The sequence below is a fragment of the Listeria immobilis genome (genome assembly GCF_014322765.1).
GTDB classification, from domain to species: Bacteria; Bacillota; Bacilli; order Lactobacillales; family Listeriaceae; genus Listeria; species Listeria immobilis.
Genome location: NZ_JAASTZ010000015.1, coordinates 1 through 18,098, shown reverse-complemented (window position 1 = coordinate 18,098; position 18,098 = coordinate 1). Strand labels below are relative to the sequence as shown.

At 34.3% G+C, this 18,098-nt stretch carries 20 protein-coding genes and 2 pseudogenes; 4 read left to right on the top strand and 18 right to left on the bottom strand.

Going from position 1 to position 18,098, the window contains the following annotated elements; all coding sequences use genetic code 11:
- Position 1 precedes the first annotated feature (1 nt).
- Positions 2–1,402 carry a PTS transporter subunit EIIC gene (locus HCJ50_RS11635; protein ID WP_185395718.1) on the bottom strand — a complete coding sequence of 467 codons (1,401 nt, stop codon included), beginning with the start codon at positions 1,400–1,402 and terminating at the stop codon, positions 2–4.
- A gap of 139 nt (positions 1,403–1,541) precedes the next feature.
- Between HCJ50_RS11635 and HCJ50_RS11630 the strand changes: the two genes are divergently transcribed.
- Positions 1,542–2,543 (top strand): AraC family transcriptional regulator, encoded by a 1,002-nt coding sequence (locus HCJ50_RS11630; protein WP_185395719.1) that lies wholly within the window; start codon positions 1,542–1,544, stop codon positions 2,541–2,543.
- 125 nt (positions 2,544–2,668) lie between these two features.
- On the opposite strand, the gene HCJ50_RS11625 is transcribed toward HCJ50_RS11630, so the two are convergent.
- From HCJ50_RS11625 to HCJ50_RS15825, 15 genes and pseudogenes are all read right to left on the bottom strand, one after another.
- Complete coding sequence (locus tag HCJ50_RS11625) at positions 2,669–3,301, bottom strand: hypothetical protein (protein ID WP_185398487.1); 633 nt, start codon at positions 3,299–3,301, stop codon at positions 2,669–2,671.
- Entirely contained in the window at positions 3,273–4,622 is a 1,350-nt protein-coding gene (locus tag HCJ50_RS16020; protein WP_185395721.1) for a tetratricopeptide repeat protein, read from the bottom strand. Before HCJ50_RS16020 ends, HCJ50_RS11625 begins: the two co-directional genes overlap by 29 nt.
- 15 nt (positions 4,623–4,637) lie before the next feature.
- Positions 4,638–6,254, bottom strand: coding sequence for a hypothetical protein (locus tag HCJ50_RS11615; RefSeq protein ID WP_185395722.1), 1,617 nt, complete (start codon positions 6,252–6,254; stop codon positions 4,638–4,640).
- Between the two features lie 205 nt (positions 6,255–6,459).
- Positions 6,460–6,810 carry a DUF2200 domain-containing protein gene (locus HCJ50_RS11610; RefSeq protein WP_185344446.1) on the bottom strand — a complete coding sequence of 117 codons (351 nt, stop codon included), beginning with the start codon at positions 6,808–6,810 and terminating at the stop codon, positions 6,460–6,462.
- Positions 6,811–6,933: 123 nt separating this feature from the next.
- Complete coding sequence (locus tag HCJ50_RS11605; RefSeq protein WP_185344444.1) at positions 6,934–7,326, bottom strand: DUF956 family protein; 393 nt, start codon at positions 7,324–7,326, stop codon at positions 6,934–6,936.
- A gap of 124 nt (positions 7,327–7,450) precedes the next feature.
- Positions 7,451–8,362 (bottom strand): PTS system mannose/fructose/sorbose family transporter subunit IID, encoded by a 912-nt coding sequence (locus HCJ50_RS11600; RefSeq protein WP_185344442.1) that lies wholly within the window; start codon positions 8,360–8,362, stop codon positions 7,451–7,453.
- 21 nt (positions 8,363–8,383) lie between these two features.
- The gene (locus tag HCJ50_RS11595) at positions 8,384–9,190 is read right to left on the bottom strand and encodes a PTS mannose/fructose/sorbose transporter subunit IIC (protein WP_185344440.1); all 807 of its coding nucleotides are present in this window, start codon (positions 9,188–9,190) and stop codon (positions 8,384–8,386) included.
- A 23-nt stretch (positions 9,191–9,213) separates the two neighbouring features.
- Positions 9,214–10,179, bottom strand: coding sequence for a mannose/fructose/sorbose PTS transporter subunit IIA (locus HCJ50_RS11590; RefSeq protein ID WP_185395723.1), 966 nt, complete (start codon positions 10,177–10,179; stop codon positions 9,214–9,216).
- A 384-nt stretch (positions 10,180–10,563) separates the two neighbouring features.
- Complete coding sequence (locus tag HCJ50_RS11585; protein WP_185344436.1) at positions 10,564–11,430, bottom strand: helix-turn-helix domain-containing protein; 867 nt, start codon at positions 11,428–11,430, stop codon at positions 10,564–10,566.
- Between the two features lie 510 nt (positions 11,431–11,940).
- Positions 11,941–12,162, bottom strand: coding sequence for a hypothetical protein (locus HCJ50_RS15840; RefSeq protein ID WP_246456503.1), 222 nt, complete (start codon positions 12,160–12,162; stop codon positions 11,941–11,943).
- A gap of 515 nt (positions 12,163–12,677) precedes the next feature.
- The gene (locus HCJ50_RS11575; protein ID WP_185395724.1) at positions 12,678–13,064 is read right to left on the bottom strand and encodes a hypothetical protein; all 387 of its coding nucleotides are present in this window, start codon (positions 13,062–13,064) and stop codon (positions 12,678–12,680) included.
- A gap of 13 nt (positions 13,065–13,077) precedes the next feature.
- Positions 13,078–14,358: pseudogene (locus HCJ50_RS16110) on the bottom strand (T7SS effector LXG polymorphic toxin).
- Positions 14,355–14,723: a DNA double-strand break repair Rad50 ATPase gene (locus tag HCJ50_RS11565; RefSeq protein ID WP_185395725.1), complete on the bottom strand. Its 369-nt coding sequence runs from the start codon at positions 14,721–14,723 to the stop codon at positions 14,355–14,357. Before HCJ50_RS11565 ends, HCJ50_RS16110 begins: the two are co-directional and overlap by 4 nt.
- A complete protein-coding gene (locus tag HCJ50_RS11560; RefSeq protein WP_185395726.1) occupies positions 14,724–15,008 on the bottom strand; it encodes a DUF3130 domain-containing protein in 285 nt (94 codons plus the stop codon).
- Positions 15,009–15,154: 146 nt separating this feature from the next.
- Positions 15,155–15,286 (bottom strand): annotated as a pseudogene (locus tag HCJ50_RS15825) (hypothetical protein); the annotation flags it as partial.
- 389 nt (positions 15,287–15,675) lie between these two features.
- Here HCJ50_RS15825 and HCJ50_RS11555 point away from each other — a divergent pair.
- Genes HCJ50_RS11555 through HCJ50_RS11545 form a run of 3 tightly spaced genes read left to right on the top strand, consistent with a single transcriptional unit; the run spans position 15,676 to position 16,648 of the window.
- A complete protein-coding gene (locus HCJ50_RS11555; RefSeq protein ID WP_185395727.1) occupies positions 15,676–15,879 on the top strand; it encodes a hypothetical protein in 204 nt (67 codons plus the stop codon).
- Between the two features lie 20 nt (positions 15,880–15,899).
- Positions 15,900–16,409 carry a hypothetical protein gene (locus HCJ50_RS11550; protein ID WP_185395728.1) on the top strand — a complete coding sequence of 170 codons (510 nt, stop codon included), beginning with the start codon at positions 15,900–15,902 and terminating at the stop codon, positions 16,407–16,409.
- Between the two features lie 11 nt (positions 16,410–16,420).
- Positions 16,421–16,648 carry a helix-turn-helix domain-containing protein gene (locus tag HCJ50_RS11545; protein WP_185395729.1) on the top strand — a complete coding sequence of 76 codons (228 nt, stop codon included), beginning with the start codon at positions 16,421–16,423 and terminating at the stop codon, positions 16,646–16,648.
- A gap of 415 nt (positions 16,649–17,063) precedes the next feature.
- Here the strand turns inward: HCJ50_RS11545 and HCJ50_RS11540 are convergent, their stop codons facing one another.
- On the bottom strand, positions 17,064–17,324 hold the full coding sequence (locus tag HCJ50_RS11540) for a hypothetical protein (protein ID WP_185395730.1): 261 nt from the start codon (positions 17,322–17,324) through the stop codon (positions 17,064–17,066).
- Positions 17,325–17,403: 79 nt separating this feature from the next.
- Positions 17,404–17,952 (bottom strand): hypothetical protein, encoded by a 549-nt coding sequence (locus HCJ50_RS11535; RefSeq protein ID WP_185395731.1) that lies wholly within the window; start codon positions 17,950–17,952, stop codon positions 17,404–17,406.
- Between the last annotated feature and the right edge of the window lie 146 nt (positions 17,953–18,098).

Genomic DNA, 18,098 nt, shown 5'->3' with positions numbered 1-18,098 from the left:
TTCATTTTCCCCCTAGTTCTTTTTGTAAATGATTATCCTTATAAATAAATGCTGTAGTTAAAATAAACGCTAGAATAAAACTTAACACCGAAGCCAAGATTGCAAAAATCAAATTCCAAGGATTAGCTGGGTCTATAAAAATTGGTAAGGTTGTTAATCCAGTTGGCGCAAATGTCATTCGTTTGACACTTAATATTCCGGCTAGCAGTCCACTAATTCCACCAGCAATCATTACCGCTAAAAATGGTTTTTTATACTTTAAATTAACTCCATATAATGCTGGTTCAGTTATACCAAGAAGTGCCGTAAAGCCAGATGAGTATGCTAAACTTTTAACTTGTGTCGCTTTGGCATAGCGTCCAACAGCAAAAGCAGCGCCTCCTTGTGCAATATTTGCTACTAAAAAGCCAATTCCTAACATATCAAATCCATTTGACGAGATAGACTGTAAAACTAGCGGGATTGTAATTGCATAGTGCATACCTGTCATAATAAATATTGGTGATAAGGCTCCAAAAATTAGAGGCAACACCCAAATAGCATGCGCTTGTATTGCATCAATTACGTTTTCTAATCCTATACCAACCAAGTATCCCAATGGTCCAATCACTACTAAAGCTAGTGGAATCATCACCAAGAAAGTCGCTAATGGGCGAATAAAGAATTTCACTGCTTCTGGACAAAATTTATCAGCGTAGCGATCAACATAGGAGGCAATCCAGATAATTAGCATAATTGGAATAACCGTCGAACTATAATTAGCTAATGTTACTGGTAAAAAACCGAATAAGTTTATTGGATTTTTATCCGCCACTATTGTTACAAAACTTGGGTGAATTAACAACAAACCCATTAAAGCTCCTAAATATGGATTTAACTTGAATTTCATTGAAGCTGAGAACGCTACTAAAACAGGCATAAAATAAAAAGCGGTATCTCCTGCAAAAGTTAAAACCTTATATGTTCCTCCAGATTGATCAATGAGATGGAATAAATCTAAAATAACTAAAAGTGTTTTTATCATCGCTGCCGCTGTAATAGCTGGTAATAAAGGCGTGAAAATCCCACTAATTGTGTCTAATATGTTCGAGAAAACAGACTTTTTCGAACTTTCTTCGCTAATTGCTTCCTCTTCAGTAGCTCCTGCATTAGCTGTATCTTGTAATTGGTTGGAAAACTCTTCGTAAACCCTTCCTACATTCTGCCCTATAATAACTTGATATTGGCCTCCAGTATTAACACTACCAAGAACACCATCTAATTCATCTATTGTTTCTTTGTTAATTTGCGTTTCATCTTTTACAGTGATTCGTAAACGTGTTGCACAATGAGTAGCATTTTTCACATTTTGGCTTCCACCAATATTATCTAGGATTTTTTCGCTCAAAACTTTCGTATTCATCCTAAGTCCTCCTAAATGATTTATTAGACCAATACTTGCGCAAATATTTCTTGCTAGCTATAATACAAGTATATATTTTTATTAACCGTTTTCAATAATTCTTTTCTAGTTTATAACTAACAAAAGGTAAGGTGATTTTGTGAACAACAATTATTTAGATACTATTTTTGATTTAACAAAAAGCGAAAAAAATTATATAGCTAATCCTTTATTTCACAGTCCCGTTTACCAAAAAATGTCTCGGGTTTCTATTGATGGGACTAGTGTATATAAATTTGAACTTCCTAACTTAAAAAAGAATATTATTGAAATCCGTAGAGACTCACGCTTCACTGCTGTTCCTGCGTATATACATAGTAATATAAATATTAACTATGTTTATTCTGGCACTTGCAACTACACTGTTAATGACGAAAAAATTCTATTAACGAAAGGTGATATTTGCATTGTTGATCGCAACGTAATTCGTTCAAAAGAAAAACTAACAGAAAATGACATTGTGATAAATATTAGTTTAAGTAATGATTTCTTTTCGCGTGAATTTATTATGGGGTTAGGAGAAGCAAGTGTTTTAACTATTTTTTTATTTTCTGCAATTACGCAAAATAATCATCATGATGGTTATTTATTTTTCAGAAACAGTGATGCAACCATTGAAAGTTATTTTAGTCAACTTATTACTGAATACTTTAAAAACGATTCATTCAGCCGACACTCTATTGAAGCACTTTTTTCTTTGATTTTCATTCAATTAATACGTAATTATCAAGAAAATGAAGATAAACAAATCGTCCATATCAGTTCCAGTAATGCGAACAATCTATTAAAAATTATTGAATATATAGAAAAACATTCAGAGGTATGTACATTAGAGGAAACTGCTCAAATATTTAATTACCATCCAAAGTATCTATCTCAATTAATCAAACGCACTTTTGGAAAGTCATTTAAAGAAATTCAGACAGATCAACGCCTAAGAAATGCTGCTCAATACCTAGAATTTTCTGAGCAAGCGATATCGGAAATTGCCAATCTCGTTGGAATGTCTAATATTACTCAGTTTTACAAAAAGTTCCAAATAAAATATGGAATAACACCAGCTGAATATAGAAATAAACAAACTATTCGTCCAGAAAAATAGATTCTTTTTATTACTAACCCACTTCAAAAAGCTCCAATAGACGAAACCGCCTGTTGGAGCTTTTTTGAATATATTTTATTTAGAGCTCTCATCTTACTTATCAATCTCATTGTAGCTTGTTACTATCATAAACTATTCATAAACGCTAGCAAATTTTTCCCATATTTATCATTTGCGTTATTAATTATTTCTTCGCTTTCGACTTCTGCCTCGTCTTCTCCGTGAATAACAAGAATATTACGTGCTTCCAACCAGGCAACGAACTCTCCGTATGCACGAGAATGTTCCTCCCAATCATCTTTATAATAGGCCGCTAATTCATCGTCAACACCTGTCATCGGCTCAGCATCAACCGTTAAAAGCGTTAATAGTTCTGTAAAATTACTTGCTACTAAGTTTATATATCCATCTGTACTGCATAAAAGAACTGGGTTTTCATCGATTGGCCCTTCATTAATTTTTAAAAAAGCATAACCGCTCCCGTCTCCTGTTGCAAGTCCAATATAATAAAGGCTCTCAACTAGCGTATTCAAAGTTTCATTAGTCGCACCCACAGCTCCCAAATAACTTCGCAACCAGTCTTTGTCATCATCCCCATATGCTACACATTGGAACGACTCAGAAAACAAACCTTCTTCATAACCATGAATGTCTAATTGTTCTTTTTGGAACTCAGTAAACTCTTTCCATAAATTCGAAAAAATGATTATTATTCCTCCTCCATAAAACCTAGTCCATTTCGGGCTTAAACGGGGCACGACCGCCTGCATACAATTGCTGTCTTTCTCCATTTTCTTGTGTAACTATAGCAGAGACACTAGAATGTTCCAGTGAATAAGCCTCATCAAAAAATTCTTCTGCTTTTGCTTTGTCTCCTAATTTTTCGTAGCAACAACCAAAGAGGTACACAACATCAACATAATCATCTTGATAGTTCCAACTATTGATGTCGTTTAATGTTTTAATAGCCAAATCATATTGTTTTAAATAAAACTGAAAGAGCCCTTTTTTATAGCGATACTTTTCATTATCATCAATCTCCAAGATTTGTTCACAAAATTGAATTGCCATACTGTAATCTTTAATACCTTCTGCTGCATTTACTAAATTGTATAGAAAAATATTATATGCTTTAAATGTTTTTGGTACAGCACTTTGCATTGCTAACATTTCTTCGTATTTATTCAGCCCGTTTAAAGCCGCCAAATAGTTAATAACCCCAAAATAGTAAACATTAGTTCCTTTATTTACTTGTTTAAAAAGCGTCTCAGCCTTATCATATTGTTTTAAATTAACATGACACATCATTCTATCAATAATGGCATTTTGGGAAATAGCAACATCAGTAGGAACTTGTTCTAAATTAATTATCGCTTTAGCTGAATCACGTTGTTGCATGTGTTTTATTGCGATTTCGTACTCATTTTGCGCGTTATATTCTGCCTCAAATTCTTTTGCGAGTAAGACATTGCTGGTCCGATTATAAAGAAGCATCAGTGTGTATAAAGCTTTTTGCATCCATCTGTCATCGCTTATTTGCGTGCGATATTCCACCCCAGTATAATTAACGAATCGTAATAACAATTTTTCTGCTTTTTCATTTTGCCCGAGATTGTAGTATGCAACACCTCGCCATACATCAAAATACACATGGTTGGATGATAATTGATCTAGTGTATCACATAAATCAATTAATAACTCATTTTCCTCAGAGCGAAATGCGGCTACTGCGGCGTTCCAAAATAGGATAACATTGTCTTCGATGGCTTCTTTTTGTTTTAAACGGCGAAAAAGTTGTACTGCTTCACCCGCACACCCTGTTTCTAAAAGTGCTTGAAGCTGGTTGGTTGCTGCAATATAGTACTCTGGATAGACTTCTTTTATTTCAAGAAAAACTTCTTTTGAAGCTTCGTAATCCCCCATATTATTTAGTGCGCATGTTATATTAGCTAATGTTTCATTGTAAATTTTCGAACTTTTTGGGACTTCATTAAACAACTCCAAAGCTTTATGCGGTCTATTGTTAACTAAATAATGTACACCTTCTTCAAACTTCTTTTTACCTTTAGAACCAAACACACTGTATGCCTCCTCTTAGTTGAACTTAATATCTCCATCAATAATGTCTTTAATAATATCTTCCGTCATAGTCGCGTCCTCATCAAAATTAGATACTTTAGCCAAATCATCAGCGGAAGTTACTCTTATTAAACCTAAACTTTTTACTAACGTGTCTGTACCTAGCTCCTCATCGTCCACATAGCCATTAATTCCAATAGCATCTTTATTGATTTTATTTATTTTTAGTTTACCTTCTCGGACTGCTGTAAGAATACATGGAGTTTTCACTTCCCCCGTAACAGTTAAATTGATAATAGAATTACTAATAAAGAATCCTGTTTCTACTGTACAATTTCCGATAATATTTACATTTTGTTCTTCATCATCAATTAAAATGTCCATACTTTTTGCCACTATATTTCCTTCTACATAAAAATGTGTATTAATATGCGCGTCTTTTGATACAGTAAGATTTCCTAGAATAATTACAAGCCCAATCTCTTCTTCTGAAAGCTCTTCATCACCAGCAAAAATATCATCTGGATACGTAGAAAAACCACCTACAACATTGGCATCACCTTGATAAAGCAACACTTTTCCTATTTCTTCAAGTTCTTCTTCATCTTTTGCATCTAGGAATTTTAGCGCTGGATGATTCGACCCTAGTTGTGCGATACACGCTTGTAAATCCATCAATTTAGCTTGTTGTCCAAAATCTTGCAAATCAAACTTAATTCCATCTGAAGGATCTGCCATTTTTATCATTTCACGTTCATAGGCATTTCTTCGTTCCTCGAAATACGGGTCAAAAAACACGCTATATTCATAATTAGTAGCATCATCTTTTGCCCAAAATTGGTTGGCTTGTTGTAAGTCAAAATTAGTATGACCAAATTTTTCTTCCGTTAGGACTGTGCCATCTAGATCAGCCTCATAAGCTGCTTGATAATAAGCATACACATCTTGAAAATAGCGACGATCTTCTACTAACCGCTTGCCTGCTTCCGAAAAATTACTTATTGCTGCTTCACTTGGCGCCATATATTGACTATATAATATGGCTAAATTACTATCTTGTTTCATTCGCTCTGTCCAAGCAATTGATAATTCGCCCCACTGATCGTTGCTAACGCCATAAGATGCAATGACCTCATCTCCATCTTCTCCAGCTGCCATGCGGAATGATCCTTCAGCAAAAGCCTTAATATCAATTCCATGAATGCTTTCATAGTCAATATCTTCTGTTACTGTACGATAAGTTTTTGCTCCTCGTAACTTGGCGGAATACTCTACTGCAAAATATTCTTGTTCTGCTTCTGTTAATTCAGGTAAAATTTCATTTAGCAGACGTTGACCAAGATCTTGTTTAAGCGAAATTAACTCTTCTTCGGTTTCAATCTTGTCTTCTTCCTCGTCTATCTCAAAATCAAAATATGCTACAACTCTCTCACCTAAAATCTTTTCAAACCTCTCGACTTGCTCACGATTAAAATACGGAATTTCTGTTTTTTCATCTGTTGTATTTGCTCTTACTGCTTTTCCAAGCTCCTCTATCTCTAGTGCTTCTCCTGTTTTCTTTGGTTGAATAACAACCTTAACCTCTTCCTGAACTGCCGGTACTACTTTTTTTCCAAATAATTTTTTAAACATTTTTTTGCTCCTTCTGTAAAAGTTTTATTGTAAAAATGATTAATAACTTGTTAACAACTTTAAGTCTAGCATTTCTTGGTTCAGATTCAGGAAAAAGGATATATCTATAAAATCTCCCTCTTAAAGCTAGTTTGTTTAATCTTCTTTCCTAAAAAACACAAATAAAAAAGCCTATTCCATTTTAAGAATAGACTTTTAATCATTATTATTTTCTAAGTATTTTCTCCATTTTTTTACCTTTAGCTAGCTCATCTATCAATTTGTCTAAATAGCGAATTTGTTGCATTACTTTCTCTTCAATGTCTTCCACTCGGTAACCACAAATAACTCCAGTGATTAAAGAAGCATTGGGATTCATTTGAGGAGCTTGTTCAAAGAAAGTTTCTAAATCGATTTTTTGATCAATCGTTTGTTGTAGCGATACTTCATCATATCCTGTTAACCAAAAAATTATTTCATCAACTTCTTCTTTGGTTCGATCTTTTTTCTCAGCTTTTTGGATATAATTGGGGTAAATGCTTGCGAATGACATTGTGTAAATTCTAGGTTTCTTCATGTTATGATTCCTCCTTTGATTCGTATAATGATGCTTTCTATTTTCTATTGTAACAAACTATAATATTAGTTCAAAAAAAAAGTTTTAACAGACGAATTCGCCTACTAAAACTTTTGATATAAATTATTTAGCTTGCTTGTTTTTCTTCTTGTTAAATATCGATCTAAACGAGCGCTTCATAACATCAAAGAAACTTAGCGAACTCACCATATTAGCTGGATCGACATATACTCTTATCGCACGCAAAACATCTTTAGGTTTTTTAGAAGCAAATGTGTAAGTTCCGTTACGCTTGGTTTTAATAGCATAGCGTGGAATCCACTTGCCTTTTAACATAACAGAAACAATCACTTGGTCAATTTCTTCCCACGGGATTTGGACAAATTTCCGCACATCACGTGAATTAAAAAATTCAAAACCTTTATCGCCAATCATAATTTTCCCATAGTCTGTGAGCCCTGTATAAGCGGTGGCATCTATTGTTAAATCTACCTTTGTATTAATCGATTGAACCAACTATATTCGCTCCATTTCTTTTCGCTTGTTTTGTTTATTATAACGCATTCGTTTACTTGTGTCATACACTTAAAACAAAAAGAGGCTAGTTGTTATTGCGCCAGCCTCTTTTTGCTCAACATTTTTATAGAAGCCCGATTACATGTCCAACTATACCAACTACAAATAGTCCTAAGATGATAATAATTGGGCTGATTTTTTTCTTAAGTAACCACATACATAAGAAAGTAAGTGCTACTGCTGCAAGTCCTGGGATTAAGTTATCCAAGTTATTTTGCAAGGTTGTTACTTTAATTTCAGAAAGAGCTAAACCTGCTTGTTGTTGTTCTAAGGCCGTTTTGATACCTTGAGCGCCTTGTGGAAGGTGACTCCAATCAATATACGCACCTTCATCCAGTTTAACTTTTGAGATTATCGGCGCAAACTGAATATTTACCCACCTTTGTACCAAGGCGGCGAGCACAAACATCCCGAGTATCGAGGCACCTTTTGTAATATCTTGTAGTAATCCACCAGAAAGGTCATCAGTAATTTTCGAACCTGCTTTATAGCCAAATTCTTGTGTATACCACATAAAGCCCCAACGAATGACGTTCCATGCAACAAAGAATAAAATTGGTCCAAGAATGTTTCCACTTAAAGCTAGAGAAGCACCTAATGCTCCCAACATCGGACGAATTGTAAACCAGAATACTGGGTCCCCAACACCTGCTAGTGGTCCCATCATACCTACTTTAACACCTTGAATTGCTACATCATCCACTTCTGCTCCATTTGCACGTTCTTCTTCTAGAGCAAGTGTTACACCAAGAATTGGCGATGCAATGTAAGGATGTGTATTAAAGAATTCTAAATGACGTTTTAACGCCGCTGAACGATCTTCTTTTGATTTATATAATTTTTTAATAGCGGGAATCATTGAGAAAGCCCAGCCACCATTTTGCATACGTTCATAGTTCCAAGAGCCTTGAATGAACGTAGAGCGCCATGCGACACTTAAGCGATCTCGTTTTGTTAATTCGATTTTTTCTGCCATGCTTTTCTCCTCCTTTTTTAATTAATAATCATTTAATATGTCGCCGAGCGGATCTTTGGAGTTTCCGCCTCCGCCACCATTTGAATTACCGCCACCCATTTTAGATAGGTTTAGGTAAATAAGAGCAAGTGCAACACCTAGAGCACCAATTGCGATAAGTGTTAGTTCAGAAATCGCAGCTACTACGAAACCGATAACGAAGAATGGCCATACTTCTTTTGTAGCCATCATGTTGATTACTAGTGCATAACCAACTGCTACTACCATTCCTCCGCCAATTGCCATACCATCTGTTAACCAAGCTGGCATTGCTTCTAAGAAATTTTGAACGCTGTCTGCTGGAATGAATAAAAGCGCTGCTGCTGGAATCGCGATACGAATACCTTGCATACAAATCGCGGAAATATGTAACCACTCTACGCTCCGTATATTCCCCTTTTCAGCTGCCCGGTCCATCAAGTGAACGATTGGAACTGCTAATGTACGAACGATCATTGTTAAGAAAAGTCCTGCTACTGCTAGTGGAATTGCAATAGCGATTGCGGATGGAATACCTGCTACTCCTTGACCACCTAAAACTAAGATAATTGCTGAAGCTACTGAGGCAAGCGCGGCATCCGGTGCTACTGCTGCTCCAATATTTGCCCATCCAAGTGCGATCATTTGAAGCGTCCCACCAAGGATGATACATGCTGTTAAGTTACCTGTTACGAGTCCAATTAATGTACATGCGATTAGCGGCTGGTGGAATTGAAATTCATCTAAAATCCCTTCAATACCTGCTAAAAATGCAATAAGTACTACTAAAATTATTGATATGACAGACATAATAAACCTCCTATTTTAATTTTTTATTGTGCCTTTAATTCATTTTTTGCTTTTTTAAGAATTTCTTCCATGTTCGCACTTGAGTCATTTGGAACTTTACGAACATCGAATTTTACCCCTTTTGATTTTAACTCTTCGAAAGCTTCCACATCGTCTTGACCCATGGAAAGCACCTTGCTAACTACCACTTTACCTACTGAGTGAGCCATTGATCCAACATTTACTTGAGTGATTTCTACGCCGCCGTCAATTGCGCGTAAAACATCTTGAGGATTTTCAAATAATAAAAGTGCTTTTGTATTGCCGAAACGTGGATCTTTTGCAATCTCAATCATTTTGCTGACTGGGATAACATTAGCTTTTACTCCTGGTGGTGCAGCTTGTTCGATTAATTTTTTACGAAGATCATCTTTAGCAACAGCATCTGATACAACAATGATTCTTGTTGGATGTGTTGCTTTTGTCCATGCAGTGGCTACTTGACCATGCAGCAAACGAGAATCAACACGAGCTAAAACAAATTCAATTTTGCCATCGCCAACAGCTGCAATTTCTGCTTGTGGTTGTTCAGTAGTCGCTTCTTGTGGCTCTAGTTCTTCTGGTTTGACACGAACGCCTTCTTTAGCTGGCGCAAGGATATTAGCTGCGATTTCATGCGCAGTTTCCATTGTAAAACGTGATGAGAAAGCTTCGATTAACATTGGCAAATTAAGCCCTGCTACGATTGCCCACTTATCTTTATGTAATTCATAAAGGCCATTTGCTTGGTTAAATGGTGTGCCTCCCCAAAGATCCACTAAGAATAAAACTTCATCTTGGCTATCAAATGATGCAATTGCAGCTTCCATTTTAGCTTTGATATCTTCAGGACCTTCGCTTGGCATCAAAGTGATTGCTTTAACATTTTCTTGCTCTCCGAAAATCATTGTTCCAGATTGCAAAATGCCTTCAGCGAATTCACCGTGAGTTGCGAGGATAATTCCTACCATCTTTTTCCCTCCTATAATAATTCATTTATTTTGCTACCCGCTTTATATAAAGCAAGATTTGTGCCAAGTCTAGTGTTTTGTCCTAAAAACGCCTTAATACCAACGTTTATAAAAATTGGATATTTAACGATATAGTTAGTGTATCAGCGATTAATACAGAAATTTCAAGCTAAAAAAGTAGTGTATCTGAGAAAAAGTTTCCCTTAAAGGTACCAATTTGGTATACTTCAACATCCGAAGCTACTTCCTTAAATAAGTTTTAACGCCAATAATCCGCCTACATTACTAATAAATCCTCAGGTAAATGCTTGCTAACTTTGATAAACTTACCTTGACCAATAAAAACACCCCCAAAGCTGGAAAAAACTTGCTTTGGGGGCGATTTTAGATATTAATATAATTTTTTACATCCTTTTTTAATGCTTCTGCTATATCATTCTGCTCTAGCCCATTCAAAAGTTTAATCGATTCTTCAATTAGAGGGATGCCTTCAGAACGTTGATGAAGAAGACATAGTAAAATGCCTTTTGTACCTTTACTGAAAAGCCACAGGGTGTAGTATTCATTTTCTTTTGCATTCTGAATGGTTAGATTTATATAATCCAAAGCATTGGAATAATCTTGTTGATTTAAAAGTAAGGTACTAATATTCATTAGTGTATTAGTTCGAATACGTTTAATATTAGTTACATGTTGATATTTCTCTGTTTGTTTAATTAAACGCTGACTAATGGTTAGAGCAACTTGACTATCAAACATAAAAAATATGCATGTTAACAGCTGTATATCGTCCATAAACCAGACATCATTTTTAGAAATACGCTCCCAAATTGGTAATACGCATTGTGCGGCTTTTGCATAATCATCCTCACTTTCAATGATGATTAGCGCTCTTACTATAAGTAAATATTCTTGAATAATTGGATCTGGCTCCGTGAGAAGATATTGCCTCATTTCTTTTTCTAAAGCTGACCACTGTTTAAGCCGAATACTCGTATTGATATTATTGAATTTTTCTAATAATTTTTGCCTTTCACTAAGCTGAAAATTATTAAGTATAAGAGAAAATTCATCATATCTTACACCTAATTGCTTTAAAATATGTTCAAACGTATCTACTGTCGGATTTGTTTGATTACCTTCAATTTTCACAAGTGTGCTTCTAGATATATTATTTAGACACACCTTTTTTTGATTAATATTTTTGGCTTTTCTAATAAATTTAACTGTATCCCCTATAGTTTTATTCATGTTGCAAAGGCCTCTTTTCTATTTTTGAGTAATATAATACCCAATTTGACTTTTTCTTTAGTATACCATGATAACCTAATGGTAATATAATAAAATTAGTTGGGGGTTGAATGCGATGTTTAGCTATGTCACAAGTTCATTAGCCTTACTTTTCGGTCATTGGTGGGTTTAAAAATGGTTTCATTTCGGGAATAAGCCATTAATTACAGAGAAAAATATAATAGAAAAACTCTATACAATTTGATATAGAGTTACAGAGAAGAACGAGACAACGTGAAGGGAATTACATGATCGAGCGTATTTACACATAATGGAGAAAAAACCAAGTGATCATTCACTTGGTTTTTTTGCGTTATGCTAGATTTTTTAAAGTTTCTATAAATAAAAACTGTTTAAGCTCGACAGCCTAGACAGTTTTTCGGTATGGGTTGTGAGCCACAATCCGCTGATTACGAGTCACTCCAAAAGATAATAGCGATAATAAATATTGCTATATATTGTATTTTCTTTTTATTGATTTTCTGCTTCTTTTATTTCATCTTCATATGCATCTAACGCTTCCGATTGAACTTCATTGATTTCTTTTTCTATTTCAATATTGTCTTGACCATATAATTCTGTTTCTTTGTCACTGTCAATATTTATTTTTCCATAGTTAACGCCTAAAGGAACATAATAGGCATCTTCTGGATCATAAGACAGAAACAACATATAAGTTTCATCGTCTTCCATTTTTTCATAACCAGCTATGTGATAGGTCGTATTAGTTTGATCGTCATATCCTTCATTTTCATAAATCGGAATGATTGAACCTTCCTCTAAGTTTTGATTTATCTCATTTTTTATTACTTCTTAATATAATCACAAAAATTAAATGTAAATAAAAGTGCCAATCTAATAATAAATAATCTATTCTAGCTTTTTTGTAGTTTCACAAACAAAAAAGAGCCTCCGCATATAGCGAAAACTCTAACACTCTAAGATGGGTTGTGAGGGGTTCGAACCCACGACCCGCTGATCAAGAGTATTCCACACTACTAATAAACTAAGAATAGCTAGCATGTTAAACGGCTCTATAAGAGTATTTCCCCACTTATTATCAAAACATGTGCTAAACAAAAATAAAGTGAAAATTTATAAGTATGGTTTCCTTTGATACGGTTCAACAATCTACACTTTCAAAGCTGACTGCTCCGCCTTAATTAAGTGAAGTGGATGATTTTGCACTGTCTCTAATTCAGTCTTAATTATGAAGATATGCTTCTCCATTTAATTTCTTTACATACAAACCTTGTTACAGTGTCATCTTCAATATCTTCACTACTATACCAATAAAAATCTTCTTCTTGTTTAATAAAATGTGCACCTAATATATCTAAAGTCAAACCTAAATCGTTGTTTATATGAAATTTACTGACTCCACTTAAACATAATTCTATATTTGTCATAAACTCCGATTGTCTTTGTATCAATAAATTCACTACTGGCTCTGTATTCATTATCATCGAATATTCCTCATCAACATAGGTGCCACTTGAATATGTCAAACCGTTTATACAACTATCATGAAAATTATTAATCAAATGCATCAAGTTATCAATATCTGCTTGAGTTTCTATTTTTTCCCATTCCATTAATTATCTCTCCTCACTTCAATCTTTTTGGTTTTTCAGGATTTGTCCAATCCCATTTGTGCCTATGCGGAAATTCATGTGTTCCATCATCTGAATGATTAAAATCTATATCTTCTTTTGCTCTTCCTTTTTCATCGTAATACCTTCTTTGTTTTACACTTCCATCAGCATTAAGAATATCTGCTGAAGAATTTGGTTTTCCAGCCTTTGGTAAACTTCCCTTTTCCACAACTTCATGATCGGGCATTTTTTCGCCTTTTTTAATAATATCTTCAAAATCAGTTCCATTGGTTTCCTTCTTCTTTTTCTTCTCTTTCCTCTTTCTCTTGTCAGGGTTTGGAATCGTCAGTTTCTTTCCTCGATATCTTCCTGCTCTATAGGAGAAAGCGAGCCCGCTAAGGATAGATAATACTTGCACACTGCTTATATCTGCCCCAGTAATAGGATCTTTCTTGTTTTTTAGCGATGCCAGAATGCCTTTTAATAGTTCTGCCTCTTGGGTTGCTGCATTGGCTTTTTTTGGTAAGGTTCCATTTAAAACGGCTTCATTGTATGCATTCGTGGCTTCTACATCTACTTTACCATCTTTTTGTAAGATCCACTTGCCACCTCGGTAATCTTTTTGGTAGTCGTCAAAGTTAATGGTCACTTCATTGCTTTTGGCTTTATCTAAGGCTTTCCGCATTCATTCTAGCGGTTGGATGTCTAGTTTACTCATATCATAGGTACCTGTTTGACTGTTAAACTGAATATTATTTTGTAATTCGCGCACTGTCTGCTGAATACTCTGGACTAAAACCGTTAAATTTTCAAAAAAATTTTCATGGCTTTGTTCAAATGATAAATATTTTTCTAAAATATTTTCCTTTTTATAGGCAGCACTTAATTGCGAACGATAATTTTGCATTTGCCCTTCTGTTCCAGAATTCATTCGTTGTGCAAGATCTTCTTTATTTCGTTCGATTTTATCAATCTTTAGTTCTAATTCGTATAAGCCTGCTGCGTCTATTTTTGCGTTAGCTGAGCTGTCCACTTGCGCATGAAAATCTTGGATATACTGAGATAAACGGTCTTCACTTTCAGACATAGCTTCTTTAATCGCATCGCAAAGGGCAATATAGGTTGTTTGATAGTATTGTTTGGATGCATCAATGGCTTTTCCTTTTAAGCTATCATCATCTGTATATTGTATCACGACTTTTTGAATACTTTGAATAGCTTTTTCCCCATCTTCATTCGAGGTTCGGAGTTTTGTTAAGAATGTTTGTACTTCTCCGATATCGATTCTGCTCATCTTGTTAGCTCCTTTTGTATACTTTGCTGCTCTCTCTCTATTTGATACAAATTTTTTTGACAACTATTTATTTTTTCTTGCTGTTTTTCTCTTTTGGATACCATGTTTTTACGCCAGTTTTTCTTTTCCTCTTCATGAATATCTTCTAAATAATACGCAAAATTCCGAGCTTCATCCCCTTGCCAAAACTCTCGTAACGACGCCATCGTTTCCATTTCTAATTGACAATGACGCGCAAAATCTTCTTCCAACCATTCCTGCTCATTTTGTTCCCGTTTGAGCAGTAGTAGCGTGTCTTCTGCCGCTCGTTGTTGTTTTTGGAGTACCTGTAACTGTTGTTCTAATTCGTAGCTGTTTGTGTCCACTTACTTCACCTCTAAGCCCATGGTTCGTTCTAGTTCCCGGTCTTTATTGGTGAAGGATAAGCCTAATTGTTTTAATCTGGTAGCATCCGTCTCTACCACACCCCGAAAAACATCAACCGCTTCTACCAAATCAAACATCGCCGTTCTAAAATGGTTAATGGAATTCGCTCGACTATAGGCCATATTGCCATCTTTCATAGGTAAATAGTCGACTTCATTTCCTTTCTCTCCCAGTTTCGTGGCATATTTTTGCAAACTTGCTTCTCGTACTTTTATTTCACTCATTTCTGCACCTCATCTTTGTATCTATGTGTGTGTATTCACAACACAATTGTAGCAGGTTTTTTCCTAAGTTAACAGAAATAATCCAACTTTAAGTTTTCTTTTTATTGATTTTCTGCTTCTTTTATTTCATCTTCATACTTGTTTTGTTATTCATACTCAATATAAATTTTGTTTAAACAATTATTTTTCAAAAATGAAATAATCTTTTTTACTACTTCTTCTAATTTATCTTTCATTAAGGTTTGACTGATTTTATTAATATCAAAACACTCTAATTGATTATTATAGCTTCATACCACTTATATCCTTCTATCCATTCATTAGCATCAATTTTAATGTAAACTAATTCAGATAAAAAAACCGCCTAAGCTCAACAGCCTAAACGGTTTTCCATGATGGGTTGTGAGGGGTTCGAACCCACGACCCGCTGATTAAGAGTTTTGATGTGAGATAGCTACCTATGATTGTTAATGCCTGTTAGTAGCTGTATAACACGGTTTTTTAAGGTGCTATAGTGATTAATAGATGTTTATATCGTTTAATAGATGTTACGTTCTGCCCACGCTCTGCCCATGAAAAAAACTTTTATAAAAGCTATTGACTAGCACGTGATTCCGTGCTATAATATAAATATACCAAGGAAATAAAAGAAAAGGATGGATGAAACATGACAAATCTAAAAAGAATTTTTGAAAAACATGAACATGGTCATTTAACAGATGAAATCACAGATTTAGAAGAAGGTTACGATGTATTAATACATGTGATAGACAGAAATACATTTAATCTTATGAACGAATTAAACGAAACTGGCGAGTATACCGTTTATGAAGATGAAGTAAATGATACAATTACAATAACACAAAATTAAAATAGAAAAGGATGAAGAAAATGAAAATCTATGAAGCGATGATGAACAAAGTCAATCAACACAATGCACGCATTTTAGCAAACAAATCGGGGGCGATTGAAGCATATAATGCTTTCAGAAGTGTAATCATACCTCTTTTAGCAGAAGCGAATGACTTTACTGAAAACGAGACCGAAAAAACAGCAATCAAATTAATAAGAGAAATGTTATTTATTACACACTTCAATGCAGACGCGCGAGCAGAATATGAAGCAGGTAAGATGCACTCGTTTTTTATAAACAACATCATGTTTTATGATAGTTTCGAAGGAAATGAGAGTCAAATTGAGCTTTACGTTAGCGATTGTGACAAAGATAGAAGCTTACGAATTGCGTTCAGCAAAACGATTCGATATTGTTCATCTGATATAAATCGTGAGTATGGAAAAATTAAAGAATCAGTTAAAGAAGTACTTGAAAATAATGAATTAGAACGAGTAAACAATATAGATTTAATCAATAACTTCAATATTCATCGCGACGAGTTTTAGGAGGATTGAAAATGGCTGGCTTTATTGCAAAATTTTGTGAAATGGAATTTCAAGGAACTATCTACGAGTTGTCAAAACGTGCTAAAATCGGCACGCAAACACTGCGAGACGCGGACAAAAAGGAGGTAGATAGAATAACAGCAAAGAATGTTAGAAGAATAGCAGAGCTGTTTGACTACTCGCCAGGGCAATTATTAGATAAATTCTATAAAATCGAGAAAGAATTTAATAAAGAATAGTTTTCACTAGACAACGAAAAAGATACATGCTAATATGTATTTGTAAGTTGAATACGTTTTCAATTTACACTTTAACTACTCATTGTGAAATGTAAATATTTTATTTACATTAGAGTACAAAGCTTGTTTTTAATTACTTATTGTGAAATGTAAATGAATTGGAGAAAACATCAGATTAATATTTGATGTTTTTTCTATGCTTAAAATCGCACTTGAATGACACTATATTATGTGTAATAATATACTTGTAGATATAGTTATCTACATCATTTATTTCTGTTTTATCTCTGTTTGCACTGCTTGATACTTTCCTTCAATCCCGTTAATAAAGGCTAGTAAATATAGCAGTAACGTCATGTACTTGCTTGGCGTTTTTTTTTTGCATAAAAAAAGCCCTAACGCGTGGTTAGAGCGGTTAAATAAATAATGAAAGTATACCAGTTCCTGCGCTAATAATCCCGAATACTAAAACGCCTATAATCCAGCGCTTACTTTCACGCGCTTCTTTACGTTCATTTTCTGCTTGTTTTAACATTGCATTTTCTAATTTCAAGTCAATTGAATTAGAAAGATTACTTATACTCTTATCTATCAATTGAAAATTATTATCAATTTTATCTTCTACACGTTTTGAGAATTCATCAAATTCTCTTTTTGTAATAAAATCTTGACTCATTTCCGTTTCACTCCTTTTAACATCTTTTCTTTTACTAGGTATCTTTTGACCTTTGTACGTATCTATTAATACTACATTGTCATTTCCCATGCTCAACACCAACTACGAAAGGGATTTTTGTTGAAATTAATACCTGAGAGGAATCTAAAACCTGCTCTAGCGTTGGTTCATGTTCAAAGGGAATGGAATACGGGTAACCTAAAGTGTTGTATGTTAACACATCAACAGTATAATAATTATCAATAAAATTAGAATTAATATCTAGCTCTTCTGTAACATCAGGATATAATGAAAACAAAAACGAAAATGTTTTTTGGTCTTCTAATAAATCACTTTCTTCAAGTTGAAAAGTTATATCTGAAACAACAGCTGTACTCTCGTTTGAATGTTTGGTTAAAAAAATTATTAACTTAAACGGAGTCCATATTTTATCCACTTCAACAAATTTCTTGTCACTAGAACCTGTGGGAATATGCATTTGACTAAGTCCAGCTAAAGTAATGGTAACCCGTATATCCATCCGATTAGAGCCTTGAGTAGTAAAATCATTTGCATCCATATTTTCTAACTCTGTCCCGTTTTCTATCTTAAAATTAATGATTGCGGGTTCTAAATTGTAATTATGCATTATATATCACCTCGTCAATATAATAACACAATTTAGTCAATCTGTTCTATCAAAAAAACAACCCCCGCAAACGCGAGGGCATCAAAATTATTTTAAAAAATAGTTAGCTGTGTAATACCAGCCGTCCTTGTCATACCAAAGTTCTA